Raw genomic sequence first — 19,328 nt, forward strand, 5'->3', positions numbered from 1 at the left:
TTTTTTCCGTCCGAACAGGCATAAAAAAACCCAGCGAATGCCAGGTTAAATAGAGCATTCGGACAAGTGATCAATCGATTTGTACACTTGTCCGTGAGTCGACAGTGCCAAATCTTATCGTGTAGTTCCTGATTGTAATGGCATGCTGTCGTCCTCCTATGGTGTGGTGCCGTTGAAAATATGAGCGGAATTTTACTCATATTTTCATTCGGGTCAAGTGAAAAGTGTTTTTTTATTCACCTTCTTTCACATTCATGTCTTTATAGGCAATCAGTTTGGTCTTGTGTTTCCACTTATAACCTAGCCAGATCACCAAGAATAATGGAATACTGATATAGGTTGAAACTAGGCCTAACCAGTCAATTTTACCACCCAGCAGGGCTTGATAGTTTTGACCCAAGATAATGATTGAACAAAGAATAAATGCAAACCAGGGTGCGAATGGGAAGAATTTGGCACGATAAGCCAGATCTTCAACCTTATAACCCTGAGCAATATAACCTTTACGGAAACGGTAGTGTGAAATTGCAATCCCTAACCAGACAATGAAACCACACATTCCGGACATGTTGAGTAGCCAGTTAAAGACCTGTTTCTCGCCGATAAAGGTAGTCAGGAAGCACAACGCTGCAACCGCAGTCGTCGCATAGAGTGCATTCATAGGTACGCCACGACCATCCAGTCTGGAGAACCACTTCGGTGCACGACCTTCTTTGGCCATATCAAATAACATACGGGTAGAAGAGTACATGCCTGAGTTACCCGCAGACAGAATTGCGCTGAGAATCACCGCATTCATCAAGCTGGCTGCAAAGGCAAAACCTGCTTTTTCATACAATAACGTGAATGGTGAAAGCGCAATATCTTCACTTTGTGCTGCTTTTAACAGTAGCGGATCATCATAGCTAACTAATGTGCCGATGATGAAAATACACAGGATATAGAACAGTAGGATACGCCAGAAGATTTGTTTGATTGCCAATGGAATGGTTTTTTTCGGATCTTTGGATTCACCTGCGGCAACCCCAACCATTTCAGTGCCCTGAAAAGAGAATCCAGCGATCATGGCGACACCAATCAGAGCCTGGAATCCACCTACAAAAGGGGCTTCCTTATACGTCCAGTGCTGAAATACCGATACATTGGGTGTCATCATGATTTTGGCAATCATCCAGATCCCGATGACAATAAACACGATAATGGCAACCACCTTGATCAAAGAGAATAGGAATTCACTTTCACCAAAGCCTTTGACCGTTAGGGCGTTGATTCCAAAAATAATCGCAAGGAAGATCGCACTCCAGTAGAACCCGGGAATATCGGGGAACCAGAACTTCATAATGAACTGCACTGCCACCAGTTCAAATGCCACGGTAATGGCCCAGTTGTACCAGTAGTTCCAACCCAAGGCAAAACCAAAGCCATCTTCGACATAACGGCTACCGTAGGTAAAGAAGGCACCGGAGGTTGGATTATGCGTCGCTAATTCGCCTAGACTGGTCATCAAGAAGTAAATCATGATACCGATCAGGGCATAAGCCAATAACGCACCACCAGGACCTGCATTGGCAATGGTTGAACCTGAAGCGAGGAATAAGCCTGTGCCGATCGATCCACCAATGGCAATCATGTTCAGGTGACGTGCCCCGAGCTTACGCTGTAGGTGTTGAGGAGCAGATGTATCGCTCATAAAAATTCCTTAAACTGTATAAGGGTCTGTTGACACTTTATATCTGGGTTGCGTTATAGGCTGAAATTTCATCAATCAAGGCATGAAACGAAAGTAATAGCGACTCTATTGCTAAGTTTCATAACGAAGAGTGAGGGAATTTCAACCATAACCCTTCGGGGCAGGAGTATTTTTTGCCGCTATAGCGTTATGACTGATTCATTTAGAATCACTAAATTTTATCAGCCATGCCTTATACCGCCTAAAAAATACTCTCTGCCGCAACCATAGATAAAGTATCAGCTGACCCTGTTTGCACAGGCATATAACACCTTGAATCCTTGTTGATCAGCTTTCACCATACATTGACCAAAACTTTGTTCAATGAGAGGGGGATAGTTCAGAAAACGGTTTGCCACGATCCATAATTCACCTGAATTTTTCAGGTGTACGCTCGCAAGCTGGCAAAGTTCTTCACTTGCATCGTAATTGGTATGAATCCCCTGATGAAAAGGTGGATTGCTTACGATGGCGTCCAGATCTTTGGGCGCATCTCTAAAACCTGTAACTGGTTGTAGAGTTAACTGATTGATATCCAGATTATTTTTCTGGAAAGTCAGTTCAGTTGAACGTAAAGCAAATGCATCAACATCAAGTGCAAAAATTTGCTGGTTCGGATTTAGCTTGGCTAAATAAGCGCTAATAATTCCAGCACCACAACCAAAGTCGGCAATCTTACCTGATTTTACTTGACTAAGGTAAGGGACTAAGACCGCTGTTCCGACATCTAAATGATCCTGACTAAACACACCCGGTAGGGCACAGACCTTTAATTGATCCTGATCTATTTGAACTGTATAGCTTTTTAACCAATGTTCAAGTGGTTTCAACTGCTCAGTTTTTTCGATCTTCATTTGCCAGAACTGGCAATGACGTGCGCTATCCAGCTTCAGTGTTTTACCATAGGGCTGTAATTGTTTGGCTGCACGTTCTACACCGCCTTTTTTTTCACCGACCAGAAAGACATTCTGCCCAAGTTTTAGGTGGCTGACCACAACATGCAGAATATAATTCAGTAACTCTTTTGATTTAGGTACAAAAATAACCACCTGATCAAAGCTGGCTTGCGGAAACTCAACCGAAAAATGTGAGTGAATGCCGGCATTTTGAAAAGCCTGATGATCAGCATAATTCCAGCTCCAAACCGATGCCTGGACTTGCTCTGGTAAGTTTTTTGCGAGTTGATCATTCGGTGCATTAATCAGTAAGACTTGCCCCTTTAAATAATCTTGCTGTCTGATGACAACTTCACTACGTGGATCCATTTTGATCTCTCATCAAAAACAAAGCCCAGTCGTGAAACTGGGCACTTGACGTTATTTGTGAATTACTTATGTGTTTCGGGTAAAACAATATTTAAAATCAAGGCTGCAATACCGCCTGTTGCCACACCTGAGCTAAAAATATTTTTAAATAACTCGGGCAAGTGTTCAAGGATTTGAGGGACTTGAGCAACACCGAGGCCGAGCGCAAGTGAAATGGCAATAATCAGCAGGGCACGACGATCAAGATGAATACTTGAAAGAATGTTGATCCCGGAAGCGGCAACAGCACCAAACATGACCATCACAGCGCCACCTAGTACCGCTTGAGGTACGGCTTGAATCACGGCAGCAACAGCAGGGAATAAGCCCAGAATAATCAGTAATACCGCAATCCAGATCCCGACATAACGACTTGCCACACCTGTCAGTTGAATCACACCATTGTTTTGTGCAAACACGGAACTTGGGAAGGTGTTGAAGATCCCCGCCAGAAAGGAGTTTGCGCCATTAACCAGTACGCCACCTTTAATGCGTTGCATCCAGACCGGACCATCAACAGGCTGATTAGAAATTTTACTGGTCGCCGTGACATCACCAATGGCTTCAAGTGAAGTGACAAGATAAATGAAGGCCATTGGAATGAATAAGCTCCAGGAGAAGCTTAATCCAAAATGCATTGGTGTTGGAATCTGAACTAGAGGTGCATCCTGTAGCACAGCAAAGTTTAAATGTCCCATGAAGCCGGCAAGGATGTAACCAATCACTAAAGCAATCAGAATGGCTGAACTTTTAACCCAGATAATCCGAATACGATTCAGCAGGATGATAATGGCCAGCACGCTACATGACATGATCAGGTTATCGGCATTGGCAAAGGTATTGTCCTGCATGGCCGTATAACCGCCACCCATGCTGATCAGTCCTTCTTTAATCAAGGTTAAACCGATCAGAAGCACGACAATGCCTGTCACTAGGGGCGTGATCAGCTTTTTCACCCACGGCAGAATTCGGGAGACGCCCATTTCAATAAACGAACCTGCAATCACCACACCAAAAATGGCAGCCATTACTTGTTCAACTGGGGTGCCTGCCGCAACCATTGCACTTCCAATACCGATGATCGGACCGATAAAGTTAAAACTGGTACCCTGAACAATCAAAAGTCCTGCACCAAATGGGCCAACTTTTTTGCATTGTAAAAAGGTTGCGATACCCGAGATGATTAAAGACATGGACAGGATCATGTTGGTGTCTTCGCGAGAGACGCCAAGTGCCAGACAAATCAGCAGTCCAGGGGTCACAATCGGGACTAAAATCGCCAAAAGATGCTGTAAAGCGGCTAAAAATGCAACAAAAGGTTTCGGTCGATCATTGAGTCCGTAGACCAGATCAAGCTGCTGCTGAGGTTGTGAATTCGACATGGGAGTATAAAAAGCGAGAGGCATTAGCGCGATATTCTAATAGAGTTAGCTCGCTTTACCAACGATTCAATGTCACTTCGTCAGAAAAAAAGTGCACTGTCAATAAACTGTCACTACTAAACTGTAGTATTTTTCTGTATAATTTGCCCTCAAATTTAAAGCGTATCGAATTACATGTCAGATATTAAAACTCTCCGTAACATTGCCATTATTGCGCACGTCGATCATGGTAAGACGACTCTAGTCGACAAACTTTTACAACAATCAGGTGCTCTTGGTGATCGCGCAGGCGAGATTGAACGTGTTATGGATTCTAACGCGCTTGAGTCTGAACGTGGTATTACCATTCTTGCAAAAAACACTGCAATCAAATGGTTAGATGCACGTACAAACACCGAATACCGCATTAACATCGTCGACACCCCGGGACACGCCGACTTCGGTGGTGAAGTGGAACGTGTAATGTCGATGGTTGACTGTGTATTGCTTCTTGTTGACTCACAAGAAGGTCCAATGCCACAAACGCGTTTCGTAACGCAAAAAGCGTTCGCGCGTGGTTTGAAACCAATCGTGATTATCAACAAAGTCGACAAGCCAAGCGCGCGTCCAGACTGGGTTATCGATCAAGTTTTTGATTTGTTTGATAACTTAGGCGGTACTGACGAGCAGTTAGACTTCCCGGTTGTATATGCTTCTGGTCTTCGTGGTGTTGCAGGTCCTTCACCAGAAGAATTAGCGGAAGATATGACACCGTTGTTCCAAACGATTGTAGATGTCGTTGAACCACCAGCAGTTGACGTTGATGGTCCTTTCCAAATGCAGATTTCATCACTTGACTATAACAGTTTCGTAGGTGTTATCGGTGTTGGCCGTATCCAGCGTGGTTCAGTGAAATTAAATACACCTGTTACTGTTATCGATAAAGATGGCAATACACGTAATGGCCGTATCTTAAAAATCATGGGTTACCATGGTTTAGAGCGTGTTGATGTTGAATCGGCTTCAGCTGGTGACATTATCTGTATTACGGGTATTGATGCACTCAACATTTCTGACACGATTTGTGATCCTAAAAATGTTGAAGCATTACCAGCATTGTCTGTAGATGAACCGACTGTATCGATGACTTTCCAAGTAAACAACTCACCGTTTGCTGGTAAAGAAGGTAAGTTCGTCACTTCACGTAACATCCGTGAACGTCTTGACCGTGAATTGATTCATAACGTAGCACTTCGTGTTGAAGATACTGACAGCCCAGACCGTTTCAAGGTTTCAGGCCGTGGTGAACTTCACCTTTCAGTTTTAATTGAAAACATGCGTCGTGAAGGCTTCGAAATGGGCGTATCACGTCCACAAGTGATCATGAAAGAAATCGATGGCGAAAAACAAGAGCCATACGAAAACGTAACGTTTGACGTTGAAGAACAGCATCAAGGTTCTGTAATGGAACAAATGGGCTTCCGTAAAGGCGAAATGACCAATATGGAAGTTGACGGTAAAGGCCGTATCCGTATTGAAGCAACTGTACCTTCACGTGGCTTGATTGGTTTCCGTTCTGAATTCCTGACTATGACTTCAGGTACAGGGATCATGACCTCAAGCTTCTCGCACTACGGTCCAGCAAAAGCAGGTACTGTTGCGAAACGTCAAAATGGTGTGTTGATTTCTATGGTTCAAGGTACTTGCTTGGGCTATGCATTATTCACACTTCAAGACCGTGGTCGTTTATTCGCTAAGCCACAGTTAGAAGTGTATGAAGGTATGATCATTGGTATTAACTCGCGTTCTGACGATATGGTTGTAAACCCAACCAAAGCGAAGCAGTTAACTAACGTTCGTGCATCAGGTACTGATGAAGCTTTAACTTTAACACCTGCAATGGAATATACGCTTGAACAAGCGCTTGAGTTCATTCAGGATGATGAGTTAGTTGAAGTAACACCAAAATCGATTCGTATCCGTAAGCGTTACTTAACTGAAAACGAACGTAAGCGTAATCGTGATAAATAATTTTTCTTCACTGAAAAATGACAAAACCGCTAAATTTATTTAGCGGTTTTTTATTGCATAAATTCAAGGGGAAGGACATGCTTAAGGACATATTTTTATGAAAATAAAAAGTGTTGTTAAAGTGTGAAATAGCTTTCTTTTTTTGATAAAAATATTAAATTACCAACATTATTGGAATAACTGCGTCTGTGTAATAAACAATGCAAAAACAGGCTGCGATCAAGTTCAACTCTGGAGAGTGATATGAGTATTATTAAAGAATTTAAAGAGTTTGCCATCAAAGGCAATATGATGGATTTAGCGATTGGTGTCATCATTGGTGGCGCTTTCGGTAAAATCATTGATTCATTGGTGAAAGATATCGTCATGCCAGTGATTTCATGGATCTTGGGCGGTGAAGTGGATTACACCAACTGGTTCCTGATCCTCGGGGATAACCCAACCAACATTACCACGCTCAAAGCAGCACAAGATGCCGGCTTGAACGTATTTGCCTATGGTAACTTCCTCACCATCTTGATTAACTTCCTGCTTTTAGCCTGGGTCGTATTCTTGTTGGTGAAAGTCATGAACCGTATCCGTAAGCAGGAAGAAGCTGCGCCTGAGCCAGAGGCGATCCCTGAAGATGTGCAATTGTTACGTGAAATCCGTGATGAATTGAAAAAACAAGGCTGATCATTCAGCTGATGTAGAAAAACGGTATCCTTGATGCCGTTTTTTATTGTCTGTAAAAAGAGATGAGTAACTTGCACGATTTCATTTTAAGATGCTGTGCAGATTGAGGGGGAAAATTGATGAATCGATTATTTGTATACGGCACCTTATGCCCAAATCGCGAAAATGCACATATTCTGGGGGGGATTGGTGGAGACTGGCAACCTGCTACGGTACATGGCACCATCCATATACTGGACTGGGGGCCTGATCAGGGGCTACCGGCAATTGTCTTAAATCCGCAGGATTCCCAGGTTGAAGGATATCTGTTTAGTACGGAAAAACTTGAGCAAAACTGGCAGATGCTGGATGAGTTTGAAGGCATGCAGTATGAGAGAGTACAGACTGAAGTCCAGCTGGCGACAGGTGAGACAACCACCGCATGGACCTATGTCATGAAAGAGCGGGTAAAACCTGAATAAAGGATGAGCTTACTATGGGGCTTAAGCTCGATCTGCTTACCTTAAATTGCCCATCCGGAATTTAACTTCGACCAGATGAAAACCAAACTGGCTTTTTACCGGACCATGTAACACACGTTCTGCTGCGGTAAATACCAGTTTGTCGATGACAGGAACCAGCTGTCCTTTTCTGATTTCACCGAGCTCGCCCCCACGTTTGGCAGAGTTGCAGGTCGAATATTGCTTGGCAATTTTGGCAAAATCAGCACCCGACTGAATACGCTTTTTCAGCTGTTCAGCCACATCTTTGTCTTTTACGAGAATATGTCGAACAATTGCAGTTTGCATGAGGTTGTTCTCCTTTAATAGCACTTAAATCATTTAGGCTTTGTTGCGTTTTAAAGGCTGGCATTGTGGGCAGAATACACTGGCACGTTGACCGAGCTTTAGATTTTCCAAGGTAGTCTCGCACTTGACGCACATTTCCCCAGCACGGCCATAGGCCAGTAAGGTTTGCTGGAAATAGCCGTTTTCACCCATCGCATTGGTGTAATCACGCAAAGTTGAACCACCTAATTCAATGGCTTGTTTTAAGATGCGTTTCACTTCAACCACCAGCTTTTCCACTTGTAGTTTGCTTAAAGTCGAAGCGGGTTGTGCCGGGTGCACACCAATGTTGAAAAGACTTTCTGTTGCATAAATATTGCCAACACCGACCACCACATGGTTATCCATTAAAGCAATTTTAATGCCGACATTTTTTTTACTCAGCTTTTTATGCAAATAGGCGGCGTTAAAATCATCACTGATCGGCTCCGGTCCAAGTGGATCAATCAGCTTGCCCTGATGATGCTGATCAAGCCAGAGAATACAGCCGAAGCGACGTGGATCATGGTAGCGAAGCTGCTGGTCTTCAAAATCAATGATCAGATGATCATGTTTTCTCAATTCCTCATTCGGCTGGGTTAGACGGAAACTGCCGGACATGCCCAGATGCCAAAGCATCTGATCCTGTTCAAATTCGGCCAGAATATATTTAGAACGACGCTTAAGACCGACCAAACGTTGCCCAACCAGTTTGTCCAGATCATCTGGAATAGGCCAGCGTAAGCTCGGGTTCAAGACTTTAACCGCTTGAACGCGTTGCTCTAGAAGGGGGAGTAAACTGGTTTTGGTTGTTTCGACTTCGGGTAACTCAGGCATCGCCAACTCGCAGAATGAACAGATATACTGGATGAATCAAGTATAACGTGTGCTATGGATTATTTCAGAGATCACTATGTCAGATATTTTACCATTAAGCTGGTTTCAACGTGAAACCTCGGAAGTGGCCTATGACTTAATCGGTTGCGTCTTGTGTAAGCGACAACCTGATGGCCAAGTCATCCGCTGTATCATTACCGAAACAGAAGCTTATTTGGGCGTTCGTGATAAGGCCTGTCATAGCTACAATGCTAAACGGACAGCCCGCACAGAAGTGATGTATCGACCTGGTGGCACGATTTACGTCTATTTAATTTATGGCATGTATGAAATGCTCAATCTGATTACTCAGACCGAAGGCATCCCGGAAGGAGTGATGATTCGTTCTGCATTTTTAAAACACGCTTCCACTAAAAAGCAATATCAGCTTTTGGCTGGACCAGGTAAATTGACACGTTATTTAGGCATTGACCGAACCTTAAAAGGGCAATGTTTGGGGGAAGAGTCGGGCTTGTGGGTGGAAGCAGCAACCACACAACCGGAAGTGATATTAACGCCCCGTATAGGAATTGACTACGCCGAAGAAGCTAAAGACTGGCCTGAACGATATTGCTGGAAAGATCATCCTTCGTTGAGCCGATAACCTTACGGGTAGATCACTTTTTAGTAAATGATGCCGTATTTTCTAGATTTACCGTTCTCCGGATTGAATTCAAAGTCCAAACCAGGCACTGCTTTTTGTTATCATAACTCCCATATAAATAAAGGAAATAAGCATGTCCTTATTACGTTTAAACCGACTTCATTACGGTATTCTGATGAGTATGGGCTGCATTTCTAGCCCGCTTGTTTGGGCCGAAGCACTGGCTCAAGAGGTGACTGTATTACCGACCCTACGTGTCGAAGCAACCCGTACCGATACCACTTATATGCAAACACCTGCCTCCATTTTTAGGGTAGATATGCCTAAAAATGATCAATCCACTCAGGTCAATTTAACCGAAGTGGTTAAGGGTATTCCGAGTGTTCAATTACGTAACCGGGAAAATTATGCACAAGATTTGCAGCTCTCGATGCGTGGTTTTGGTGCGCGTTCAACTTTTGGTGTGCGCGGCATCCGCTTATATACCGATGGCATTCCAGCAACCATGCCAGATGGTCAAGGTCAAACGTCAAATATCGATTTAAGTAGCCTGAGTCATCTTGAGGTTTTAACGGGGCCATTTTCATCTCTGTATGGTAACTCATCGGGTGGGGCGATTTTGGCGACAACTCGAGAGGGGCAGGGTAAAGATTCGATTGAGATGAGTTATGCGGGTGGTAGCCACAATAAAAATCGTGCAGGTCTCGTGTTACAGGGTGGCGCTAAAAACCAGAACGAACCGAGTTATATCGTCAGCTCCTCTTATTTTGATACCGATGGCTATCGTGAGCATAGCAGTGCAGAAAAAGTCTTAAATAATGCGAAACTGACGTGGAACTTGGATGATGGCACGAAAATTAACTGGGTCACTAACTATGTCAAGATTCATGCTGATGATCCACAAGGTTTAAGCCGAGAGCAATGGCAGCAAAATCCTCGCCAAGTTAATGATGCTAAGAATACCTATAATGTTCGTAAAGACATTGAACAAACGCAAACGGGTGTGACTTGGTCTAAACCGATTAATGATCAGCATGAACTGTATGCGATGGCGTATTTCGGCAATCGTCAGCTGACTCAATATCAGTCAATTCCCCAATCCACACAAAAAAATCCTAATCACGCTGGTGGTGTGATTGATTTTGAACGTAATTATTACGGTGCTGATTTCCGCTGGACAGGGAAAGAACTATTGCCGAATACAAGCTTCAGCGCAGGGCTTGCTGTTGATAGCATGGATGAAGATCGTAAAGGGTATGAGAACTTTAATCTCGTCAATGGCTCGCCATCTTATGGGGTAAAAGGCACTTTACGACGTGATGAAGACAATACTTTGTGGAATGTCGATCCCTATTTACAAGCCTCTTGGCAGTTTTTACCGACTTGGCGTTTAGATACTGGTGCGCGTTATAGCAATGTGCATTATAAATCTAAGGATCATTATTTAAGCAATGGCAATGATAGTGATAAAACGGATTACAACAAGGTTTTACCATCAGCTGCTTTAAGTTGGCAGATTTTACCTGAGCTATTGGCCTATGCGAGTTATGCAAAAGGTTTTGAAACACCAACATTTACTGAGATGGCCTATCAAGCTGATAAGGATAAATCTGGATTTAATTTTGCTTTAAAGCCATCTACCAGTGATAACTATGAAGTGGGTTTAAAATCGCAAAACTATTTAGGTGATTTTACTTTCGCTCTTTTTCAGTCTAAAACTAAAGATGATATTGTTTCTGCAGGCACCTCTAATGGTCGTTCGACGTTTAGAAATGCAGATAAAACGCTTCGTGAAGGTGTTGAGTTTACTTGGAATAAAAAGCTGTGGCGTGATTTAGCTGCAACAGCCAGTTATGCTTATCTCGATGCAACATTCGATGCTGATGTTCCAGTAAATCTTGATAAAGAAGGTAATGTACTCGCTGCAGCCATTCCATCAGGTAATGCAATTCCTGGAATTGCCAAGAATCAAGCCTTTATTGGCGTAGCGTGGCAGCCAGAGCAAGGTTTCTACGCAGGACTTGATACCCAGTTTATGGATAAGGTCTATGTCAATGACACCAATACTGATGCTGCTGCAAGTTATACTGTGGCATCGATCTATACGGGTTATGCATGGAAATATGCTGATTGGGGCATTAATGGCTTTGCGCGTGTAGATAACCTGTTTGATAAAAACTATGCGGGTTCAGTGATTGTGAATGATGCTAACAAGCGCTTCTTTGAACCTGCCGATGGTCGTAACTGGAGTGCGGGAATTAAAGTAAGCAAGCAATTTTAAGGAGCGTTCAGCAGCACTTACTGGATTCAGTGCTGCTGATTGACTTATTTTTTAGGGGCTTGGGCGGGTGCGGCTTTTTTAGCAGCAATGGCTGCTTCAACCTGAGCTAGGGATTCTTTGGCATTCGGATAGTTTGCAGCAGCTAAACGAGAAAAAATATTTTTTGCCTGCTCCAGATCCTGACTAATAATATTGCCGTTAGCAAGCATGTTACCCAAAATCATAAGCGAGGGAGCATAATCCTTCTTGGCGAGATCTTTTAAGCTTTCAACAGCTTGTTGCTGCATGAAAGGATTTTTATTCTTCACACCAATTCCAAGGTCATACACTGCTTTTAAGTTTTTTGCCGGATAATAATCCTTTTTCAGTAAAGGTAATAATTTCTGAATAGCCAGTTGATCATATTCAGGTTTACCTTGTCTAAACAGGATATCGGCAAACTCAACAGTTGCTTCATCTGAACCTTGGCTAGATGCCTTATTTAAATATTCTTTGTATTTCTGAGCATCTTTGCCTAGACCCAAGTTACCTTTATGGTAGGCTTGAGCCAAGCGGAAACTGGCTGGTCCGTAGCCTTTACTGGATGCATCCTGATAATACTGTAGTGCCTTTTTCTCATCTTTTACTGTGCCTTGACCATGTTCTGTCATATAGCCGAGATTATGGACCGCTTGCGTGTTGCCGGTATTGGCTAGTCGTTGCATTTCCTGATAAGCAGCAGCATAGTCTTTAGCTTCATACAGTTGAGTTGCTTTGGTAAACAATGGGTCTACTTTAGTGCTGGTCGCTTTATTGTCAGCGGCGAAGGTAGTATGGCTTGCAAGGGTGATTAAACTCGCAATGAGCAATTTTTTCATCTTTATTTTTCCTTTCTCATGTTGATCTGCTTTCATCCTTTGCATAGCAGAACTCAATATGCTGTTGTCATCATAAAAGCTTGCGGCAAAATGTAAATAAGGAATTTGTATAAATCTTGGCGGGGGAAAAAGCGGGTTTTGATCTTTTTGTTTTTATAATTTATTTAAAATCAAATATGTATAATTAATATTTTAGAGAGTGGCTTGCAACTCCTTGCTGGCAAAAGAGTCAACAAGCCTCCATATTTTATCTTTATTTCTTCGTACTCGCTTCTTGTAAAAGCTGTTCAATCTGCTCAGCATTTTGTGGGCTACCTGAGAGTCTCATTCCATTTTGCAGGAATAAAGTCGGTGTGCCATCAATCTGCAGCTTTTGTCCTAATGCCAGATTCTTCTGTATCGGTGTTTCACATTGGGTCGTGCTTTTTGGGGCTTTACGGTGCAACATGTAATCTTCCCAAGCTTCATATTGATTTTTTGAGCACCAGATTTTATTGGCCACTGCTTCGGCTTGAGGATGTAATTTTTTTAGCGGGAACAGGAACAGATAGACGGTGACATTATCCACCGAAGTCATGTGTTGCTCGAGCTTTTGGCAGTAAGGACAATCCGGATCACTAAACACATAGAGTGTACGTTCGCCTTTACCTTTAACATATTTAATCGCCTGATCAAGCGGCAGTTGCTTGATATCAATCTTGCTTAACTCGGCTAAGCGGTCCTCGGTCAGATTCTTTTTGCTTTGAACATCCAGTAAGTTACCGAAAAAAAGATATTTGGCTGTTTCATCGGTATAGATAATCTTACCCGCCGCATAAACCTCATATATACCCGGTAACGGGGAGGGGCTAACTGATTTAACAGCAATCTCTGGATAATTTTTTTTGAAGTTTTGCTCGAGGGTTTTACTGTCCGCATGCACGGTTTGCAAACCGATCAGACTCAAGGTGAGTGCTGACAGCAGTGTCTTGATCATTATTTTCATTAGAAATCAGTCGAGTTAAGGATAGATAAACAATAACGCTCATTTCTATTTTCGACAAGAACGGGATTTTAACTTTATTTTAAATAGGGCAATAATGCGAATTGTAGTAATTCAATTAGTTCAGGGTCCATATACTGATAATCATCAGGGATATCAAGCATAAAGACTTTTTTATGTTGTAGTTGTTTTGAGAACTTTTCTTTAATTTGTTGCTTATGTCGGGATTCCATCACAAAAATTTGATCCGCCCAAGCAATGTCTCTAGATGAAATATTATGTTTAGCGTGGCGGCTGGTTCCTGCTGAACGGGTATGTAGACCATACCCTTGAGCGAAAATACATTCAGCTGTTGGACTGCGCCATTGATTACGACTGCAAATAAAGAGGGTGTTCAAATAAGTACCTAATTAATGTTCAGTATTATTAATAATCAGTATTATTAATAAAGTTTTCTATACCTTCTCGTTCGGGAACCCCGACAATTCTATGTCCTTGTGAATTAAATATTGTCGGGGTTAGATTAATTCGATATTTTTTTGTAATTTCCATATTCTGGTCTATGGGTTGATGACACGTATTTTCCCTTTTGTTTGGTTTGTCCCCATCTAATAAATATGCTTTCCATGCTTTAATAGAATCTTTCGAACACCAAATATTTTTCGATGTTTCAATTGCGGTGGGATGTAAATGAGTCAGTCCCATAGGGAACGTATAAATCGTTATATCGTTAACATCTTCAAGAACACCTTGTAATGCCTGACAAGCAGGGCAGTCGGGATCTGCAAAGACATATAAGATTCTTTTACCATTTCCTTTAACTTCTTTTAAGGCATTAGCTGTAGGAAGTTGCTTCGGATTGATTGCATAATGTTTTTGATAATTATAGTCGGCTATGTTCTGCATATTCTCAAGATCAATTACATCTCCATAAATTAAATATCGACCAGAAGCATCGATTAATACAGAGCCTCTAATATTTGAAAGCGTATATAGATTAGGAATAGGTGTCTTATCTATAAACTCTGGGTTTAGATGAGTTGGAAGAGTTTTGACCCTTTGATTAATTTGTTCAGTATTGGCAAAAATAGACTGGGACCCTAATAACATTGCTAATGTCATAATATAGAATGATTTAAATTTATACACAGATGTTTCCATAGAAATAATTAAAGTATGTATATTCGTTTTAGATAAATATATGTTGATTTTTAAAGATAATTTAATTTTCTTTATATGATTTGATTCATAATTTAAAAGTCCCCCTAGGAGGACTTTTATGTCACTTTATTATTGAGGTCTTGCCACATCACCATTCAATGCTTCAGGCAAGTCCAGAACAGTCACGCCAAGTTCTGTCAGTGCAGCAGGTTTGGCAATCACAAGCGCGAGATAGCCATCTTCAAATGTGATGCTATTGACCACTTCAACATCTTTGCTCAGTTGGGTGGCTGGCGCTGGCACATCTGCTTGAGCTTGGATCAGGTGCAACCAGTGTTTTGGTTTTGCTTTAAACCAAAGACGCGCTACGATTTCCTGACCTAAGTAACAGCCTTTGTCGAAATGTACGCCATCGCGTTGATGCAGGCGTAATTCTTGTGGCTGGAACAGGTGTTCGGTATTTTGCTGAATCCAGGCCTGTCCAGATTGAATCGCTTGAATTTGCCAAGTATCGATATCAGTTTCTGTTGAAGAAAACTCGGTTTGAATACCATTGACTGTTGGAAAAGCCGGACCTGTTTGTTCTAGTTTCATTTTGGAAAAAGCACCAAACTTTTTAATATGCTTGGCAAATTCTTCGGCTTGGTCTTGCGTGGTCACTAACTCAAAACTTTCTGGATTTAATCGTTTAATCCATAGACCAAAATGAATACGTCCTTTTAAATCACAAATAGCAGTATAGCGACTTTCATGTTCTGGTATGCGTTCAACGTGAATGGTGACTTGGCCTTGTAGAAATTTTTGTGCATCTACACCATTTAAGCTAAAAGCAGTAAAAGCAAGCTGACTCATAGATCAATCCTAAGCTGCATTCTGTTCACTAAAATATGGCCTGTTATTTTGCGCCATTTTTCACAAAAAAGCAGCTTTATATTGTCGATAATCGTGCTCAAATGAAAGATCAGCGGCCTCGCATTTACCTGCCAAGTCGCTATGATAAATCGACCAAACACAATGAGCGTGATATGGGAGAATAATAATGACTGGAACAGTAAAACTACATCGAGTATTGAGTGCGCCCCCAGCGCGTGTTTTTAAAGCCTTTCTTGATCCGGATGCGTTAGTCAAATGGTTACCACCGCATGGATTTACCGCAAAAGTTCATCATCTCGATCCACAGGAAGGCGGGACGTATAAAATGTCCTTTACCAATTTTTCCACAGGACAAACGCATGGCTTTGGGGGTAAATATATTAAAATTGTCCCGAATGAACTGCTGCGTTATACCGACAAATTCGACGATCCAAACTTACCCGGTGATATTCAGGTCACGATTGAGCTCAAAGCCGTTATGGTTGGCACAGAGGTGCATATTACCCAAGAGGGGATTCCTGATGTGATTCCTGTAGAAGCCTGTTATTTGGGCTGGCAAGAATCCTTGTATTTATTGGGCCTGTTGGTTCAAGCGGAGATACCTGACGAATAAAGACTTTCGTTAAGTAAAATCGGTTGAGTGAGAAAAACAAAAAATATTGGATGAATAAATTAAATTGGGGAATCAAATGTCTGAACAAGCAATTGTTAAAGGACGAGAGCAGCTTGCGCGTGTTGCAATGCGGGCTGCTTTAGAAAATCAGCAGGCAGAAGAGAGTGTGGAGTTGTTTATCCAGCACCATCTTGAAGAAATTGAGCCAGAGTATTGGAAAAAATATTCTGGAAGCGCTGTACCTACACCGTTACAGGTGCTGGATTTATTGGTGTTGGCCGATTCATGGCAAAGTGATGAGATTGAAAGCCGTGAAATGCTGGATTTCACTTTACCCGATAAGATTACCCAGTATGTGATTTGCGTCAGCTTTGATGTGCAAGGTCAGGTAATTGATATTTCAATGGAAAGCTAAGCAGACTTCAAACAGGAGAAAAAAGTGCTGATTGCAATAAAACGTATTTATGATCCTGTTGCAGCAACTGACGGCCAGCGTGTGCTGGTTGATCGGTTGTGGCCACGCGGGATTTCAAAAGAGCGGGCACATCTGGACTTGTGGTTAAAAGAAATTGCACCGTCTACTGAGTTAAGAAAAGCGTTTTGTCATCAGGCCGAGCATTGGTTAAGTTTTCAGAAAGGTTATTATCAAGAGCTGGAAGGCAATCCACATGTGGAACAACTCAGGCAGATGGCTGAAAATCAACAGTTAACCCTGATTTATGCGGCTCAAGATCCTGAGTTAAATCATGCGCTGGTCTTAAAAAATTATTTGCTTGGCAAGGACATTCAACCTTAAAGTTTTGAAAAAAGGCGTCTATCCCGCATAATAGCCTTTTTGAGATTTTTTTATGTCTTTTCCAAATTGCCCACAATGCCAATCAGAATATACCTATCAAGATGGCGATTTATTGATTTGCCCGGAGTGCTCACATGAGTGGAAAGAAGGCGAGACACAGGCTGCTGAAGTACAAGACATTATTAAAGATGCAAATGGCAACGTGTTGGCTGATGGGGATAGCGTCACGGTTGTTAAGGATTTGAAAATCAAGGGCTCATCTTCTGTGGTTAAAGTCGGGACAAAAGTAAAAAGCATCCGTTTAGTACCAGATGCAAGCGATGGTCATAATATTGATTGTAAAATTGATGGCGTTGGCGCAATGAAACTGAAGTCAGAGTTTGTGAAAAAAGTTTAATCAAATAACTTGGAAAGGAGCATGTAAATGCTCCTTTCTGCATTTAGCTTAAAGCTATTTTTATTTTATGAATATGTTTAGTGAAAGAATATTGAGCCCTTACCACTCAGAAAAAAGTATCTATACTGGGCAAAACAATAAATATAGAGATCGGTGTTCAATTTAAAGTATTAAAAATTATCATAAGTTTCATGTGGCTATGCTTTGTGGTGTAGTTCACATTCTTTTACATAAGCAGTCACTTTATTTGAGTAGAAAAATTTATACTTTAATTTTTACTCAATAAATAGACTTTATAAATGAAAATTAATCGTCCTTGGCATAAGGAATACCAGAAATATAATATTTCTCATCAATTACATTTACCCGCTCAACATGAATCTCTCCTTAAGATGCTTGAGCAATCTTTTCAGCAATACCGTCATGCTGCTGCTTTTATTTTTCACGATCAAATACTTTCTTATGCAGAACTGGATGAACTTAGCCTTCGATTTGCCAGTTATTTACAACAATTAAATTTGCCGAAGCAAACACGCATCGCAATCATGCTGCCTAATGTATTGCAATATCCAGTCATTGCATGTGCAATTCTTCGTTCAGGTTATATCGCAGTTAATGTCAATCCTCAGTACACTGCTCGTGAATTGCAATATCAATTAAATGATTCAGGCGCAGAAATACTGATTATGATTGATGCCGCGATTGCAACTTTTCAGGAAATTGAAACACAAACAAAAGTTAAAACGATTATTCAAACATCAATTTCAGATTTGTTGACTGAGGAAACATTAGCTAAATATCCACATTTAAAAGAAAACAAAGCGGATCAACCTGAATTTAAAGGACATACCTATTATTTCAAAAATATTATAAATGAGACCAGTTCACTTGATTATCAGCGACCTGAATTAGAGCTGAATGATATTGCTTTGCTTCAGTATACAGGCGGAACGACAGGGCTTTCTAAAGGCACAATCCTAACGCATGGAAATTTATTTATTAATACCTTGCAGATGGATGCTGCTTTTTCTCCGAATCTAGTGCTATTAGCCCAAGGTGGCAGTAGCCGAATTTTATGTATTCTGCCTTTTTATCATATATTTGCATTTTCATTTAGTATTTTATACAGCTTATATTCTGGGCAAACCGTGGTGTTAATATTGAATCCACGAGAGATCAATTACATTCTCGAAACCTGGAATCGTTATTCGCCACATGTTTTTCCTGGCGTAAATACCATATTTAATACACTCGCAAATCAGCCTGCATTTAAAACCATCGACTTTTCTGAGTTTAAACTTGCGGTGAGCGGAGGAATGCCAACCTTACAGGCCACAGCCGAGCTATGGCAGCAGTTGACTGGCAATATTATTTATGAGGTTTATGGTCTTTCAGAGACGGGTCCGTTGGCAACATTTAATCCCAAAGGTCAAACTACTTTCAGTGGGAAGGTGGGCATTCCTGTTCCTTTAACGGATGTGGTGATTATTGATGAGCAGGGCAATGAGCTGCCTTATGGGCAGGCGGGCGAGGTTGCCATACGCGGTCCTCAAGTGATGCAGGGATATTGGCAAAAAATGGAAGAAACCGCACAGGCGATGACTCAGAATCAGCTTTTTCGTTCTGGTGATATCGGAATCATGGATGAGCAGGGATATATTGAGCTGATTGATAGAAAAAAAGACATGATCGTGGTTTCTGGCTTTAATGTGTATCCAAGAGAAATTGAAGAGGTGATGGCCCAATATTCTAAAGTCCTTGAGGTGGCTGCCATTGGTATAAAAGATGAAAAATCGGGTGAAGTTCCCAAAGTCTTTATTGTCAGAAAAGACGAGTCCTTAACGGCTGATGAAATTTTAACTTATGCGAAAGCCAATTTGACTGCATATAAGTGTCCAAAATATATCGAATTTGTGAGTGAAATCCCGAAATCAAATATTGGAAAAATATTACGCAGACATTTAAAAGAAAGAGAGTAGCAC

At 41.6% G+C, this 19,328-nt stretch carries 20 protein-coding genes; 10 read left to right on the plus strand and 10 right to left on the minus strand.

Going from position 1 to position 19,328, the window contains the following annotated elements; genetic code table 11:
• Window positions 1-232: 232 nt before the first annotated feature.
• From MSG93_RS08955 to MSG93_RS08965, 3 genes are all read right to left on the minus strand, one after another.
• Window positions 233-1,690 carry an amino acid permease gene (locus tag MSG93_RS08955; protein ID WP_009515004.1) on the minus strand — a complete coding sequence of 486 codons (1,458 nt, stop codon included), beginning with the start codon at window positions 1,688-1,690 and terminating at the stop codon, window positions 233-235.
• 278 nt (window positions 1,691-1,968) lie between these two features.
• Complete coding sequence (locus MSG93_RS08960; RefSeq protein WP_324621449.1) at window positions 1,969-2,994, minus strand: methyltransferase; 1,026 nt, start codon at window positions 2,992-2,994, stop codon at window positions 1,969-1,971.
• A gap of 62 nt (window positions 2,995-3,056) precedes the next feature.
• Window positions 3,057-4,415: a uracil-xanthine permease family protein gene (locus MSG93_RS08965; protein ID WP_009514998.1), complete on the minus strand. Its 1,359-nt coding sequence runs from the start codon at window positions 4,413-4,415 to the stop codon at window positions 3,057-3,059.
• Window positions 4,416-4,589: 174 nt separating this feature from the next.
• Between MSG93_RS08965 and typA the strand changes: the two genes are divergently transcribed.
• The 3 genes from typA to MSG93_RS08980 all read left to right on the plus strand — a co-directional run bounded on the left by typA (window position 4,590) and on the right by MSG93_RS08980 (window position 7,561).
• Window positions 4,590-6,425, plus strand: a complete 1,836-nt coding sequence (gene typA, locus MSG93_RS08970; RefSeq protein WP_005288850.1) for a translational GTPase TypA — start codon at window positions 4,590-4,592, stop codon at window positions 6,423-6,425.
• 243 nt (window positions 6,426-6,668) lie between these two features.
• Window positions 6,669-7,100 carry a large conductance mechanosensitive channel protein MscL gene (gene mscL / locus MSG93_RS08975; RefSeq protein WP_005226947.1) on the plus strand — a complete coding sequence of 144 codons (432 nt, stop codon included), beginning with the start codon at window positions 6,669-6,671 and terminating at the stop codon, window positions 7,098-7,100.
• Between the two features lie 119 nt (window positions 7,101-7,219).
• On the plus strand, window positions 7,220-7,561 hold the full coding sequence (locus MSG93_RS08980) for a gamma-glutamylcyclotransferase family protein (RefSeq protein ID WP_324621452.1): 342 nt from the start codon (window positions 7,220-7,222) through the stop codon (window positions 7,559-7,561).
• Between the two features lie 36 nt (window positions 7,562-7,597).
• Here the strand turns inward: MSG93_RS08980 and MSG93_RS08985 are convergent, their stop codons facing one another.
• Window positions 7,598-7,888: a peptidylprolyl isomerase gene (locus tag MSG93_RS08985; RefSeq protein ID WP_005226949.1), complete on the minus strand. Its 291-nt coding sequence runs from the start codon at window positions 7,886-7,888 to the stop codon at window positions 7,598-7,600.
• A 33-nt stretch (window positions 7,889-7,921) separates the two neighbouring features.
• A complete protein-coding gene (gene mutM, locus MSG93_RS08990) occupies window positions 7,922-8,743 on the minus strand; it encodes a bifunctional DNA-formamidopyrimidine glycosylase/DNA-(apurinic or apyrimidinic site) lyase (RefSeq protein ID WP_324621453.1) in 822 nt (273 codons plus the stop codon).
• A 76-nt stretch (window positions 8,744-8,819) separates the two neighbouring features.
• Between mutM and MSG93_RS08995 the strand changes: the two genes are divergently transcribed.
• Window positions 8,820-9,386 carry a DNA-3-methyladenine glycosylase gene (locus MSG93_RS08995; RefSeq protein ID WP_324621454.1) on the plus strand — a complete coding sequence of 189 codons (567 nt, stop codon included), beginning with the start codon at window positions 8,820-8,822 and terminating at the stop codon, window positions 9,384-9,386.
• Between the two features lie 133 nt (window positions 9,387-9,519).
• Window positions 9,520-11,667 carry a TonB-dependent receptor gene (locus tag MSG93_RS09000; RefSeq protein WP_324621455.1) on the plus strand — a complete coding sequence of 716 codons (2,148 nt, stop codon included), beginning with the start codon at window positions 9,520-9,522 and terminating at the stop codon, window positions 11,665-11,667.
• Between the two features lie 44 nt (window positions 11,668-11,711).
• Here MSG93_RS09000 and MSG93_RS09005 read toward each other — a convergent pair whose 3' ends face one another.
• From MSG93_RS09005 to MSG93_RS09025, 5 genes are all read right to left on the minus strand, one after another.
• Window positions 11,712-12,524, minus strand: a complete 813-nt coding sequence (locus MSG93_RS09005) for a tetratricopeptide repeat protein (RefSeq protein ID WP_324621457.1) — start codon at window positions 12,522-12,524, stop codon at window positions 11,712-11,714.
• Between the two features lie 253 nt (window positions 12,525-12,777).
• Window positions 12,778-13,500 (minus strand): DsbC family protein, encoded by a 723-nt coding sequence (locus MSG93_RS09010; RefSeq protein ID WP_005226954.1) that lies wholly within the window; start codon window positions 13,498-13,500, stop codon window positions 12,778-12,780.
• An 83-nt stretch (window positions 13,501-13,583) separates the two neighbouring features.
• Complete coding sequence (locus MSG93_RS09015) at window positions 13,584-13,904, minus strand: low molecular weight protein tyrosine phosphatase family protein (RefSeq protein ID WP_005226955.1); 321 nt, start codon at window positions 13,902-13,904, stop codon at window positions 13,584-13,586.
• Between the two features lie 28 nt (window positions 13,905-13,932).
• Window positions 13,933-14,667 carry a DsbC family protein gene (locus tag MSG93_RS09020; RefSeq protein WP_005226956.1) on the minus strand — a complete coding sequence of 245 codons (735 nt, stop codon included), beginning with the start codon at window positions 14,665-14,667 and terminating at the stop codon, window positions 13,933-13,935.
• A gap of 129 nt (window positions 14,668-14,796) precedes the next feature.
• On the minus strand, window positions 14,797-15,519 hold the full coding sequence (locus tag MSG93_RS09025; protein WP_324621459.1) for a folate-binding Fe/S cluster repair protein: 723 nt from the start codon (window positions 15,517-15,519) through the stop codon (window positions 14,797-14,799).
• Window positions 15,520-15,700: 181 nt separating this feature from the next.
• Between MSG93_RS09025 and MSG93_RS09030 the strand changes: the two genes are divergently transcribed.
• The 5 genes from MSG93_RS09030 (at window position 15,701) to MSG93_RS09050 (ending at window position 19,325) form a co-directional block, all read left to right on the plus strand.
• Window positions 15,701-16,153, plus strand: coding sequence for an SRPBCC family protein (locus MSG93_RS09030; RefSeq protein WP_199974042.1), 453 nt, complete (start codon window positions 15,701-15,703; stop codon window positions 16,151-16,153).
• Between the two features lie 76 nt (window positions 16,154-16,229).
• The gene (locus tag MSG93_RS09035; protein WP_324621460.1) at window positions 16,230-16,568 is read left to right on the plus strand and encodes a DUF2004 domain-containing protein; all 339 of its coding nucleotides are present in this window, start codon (window positions 16,230-16,232) and stop codon (window positions 16,566-16,568) included.
• Window positions 16,569-16,592: 24 nt separating this feature from the next.
• On the plus strand, window positions 16,593-16,949 hold the full coding sequence (locus MSG93_RS09040; protein ID WP_005288815.1) for a DUF488 domain-containing protein: 357 nt from the start codon (window positions 16,593-16,595) through the stop codon (window positions 16,947-16,949).
• A 52-nt stretch (window positions 16,950-17,001) separates the two neighbouring features.
• Entirely contained in the window at window positions 17,002-17,346 is a 345-nt protein-coding gene (locus MSG93_RS09045; RefSeq protein ID WP_005288813.1) for a zinc ribbon domain-containing protein YjdM, read from the plus strand.
• A gap of 305 nt (window positions 17,347-17,651) precedes the next feature.
• Entirely contained in the window at window positions 17,652-19,325 is a 1,674-nt protein-coding gene (locus MSG93_RS09050; protein WP_420714310.1) for an AMP-binding protein, read from the plus strand.
• Window positions 19,326-19,328 lie beyond the last annotated feature (3 nt).

It is taken from the genome of Acinetobacter sp. IK40 (assembly GCF_035615075.1).
GTDB classification, from domain to species: Bacteria; Pseudomonadota; Gammaproteobacteria; order Pseudomonadales; family Moraxellaceae; genus Acinetobacter; species Acinetobacter courvalinii.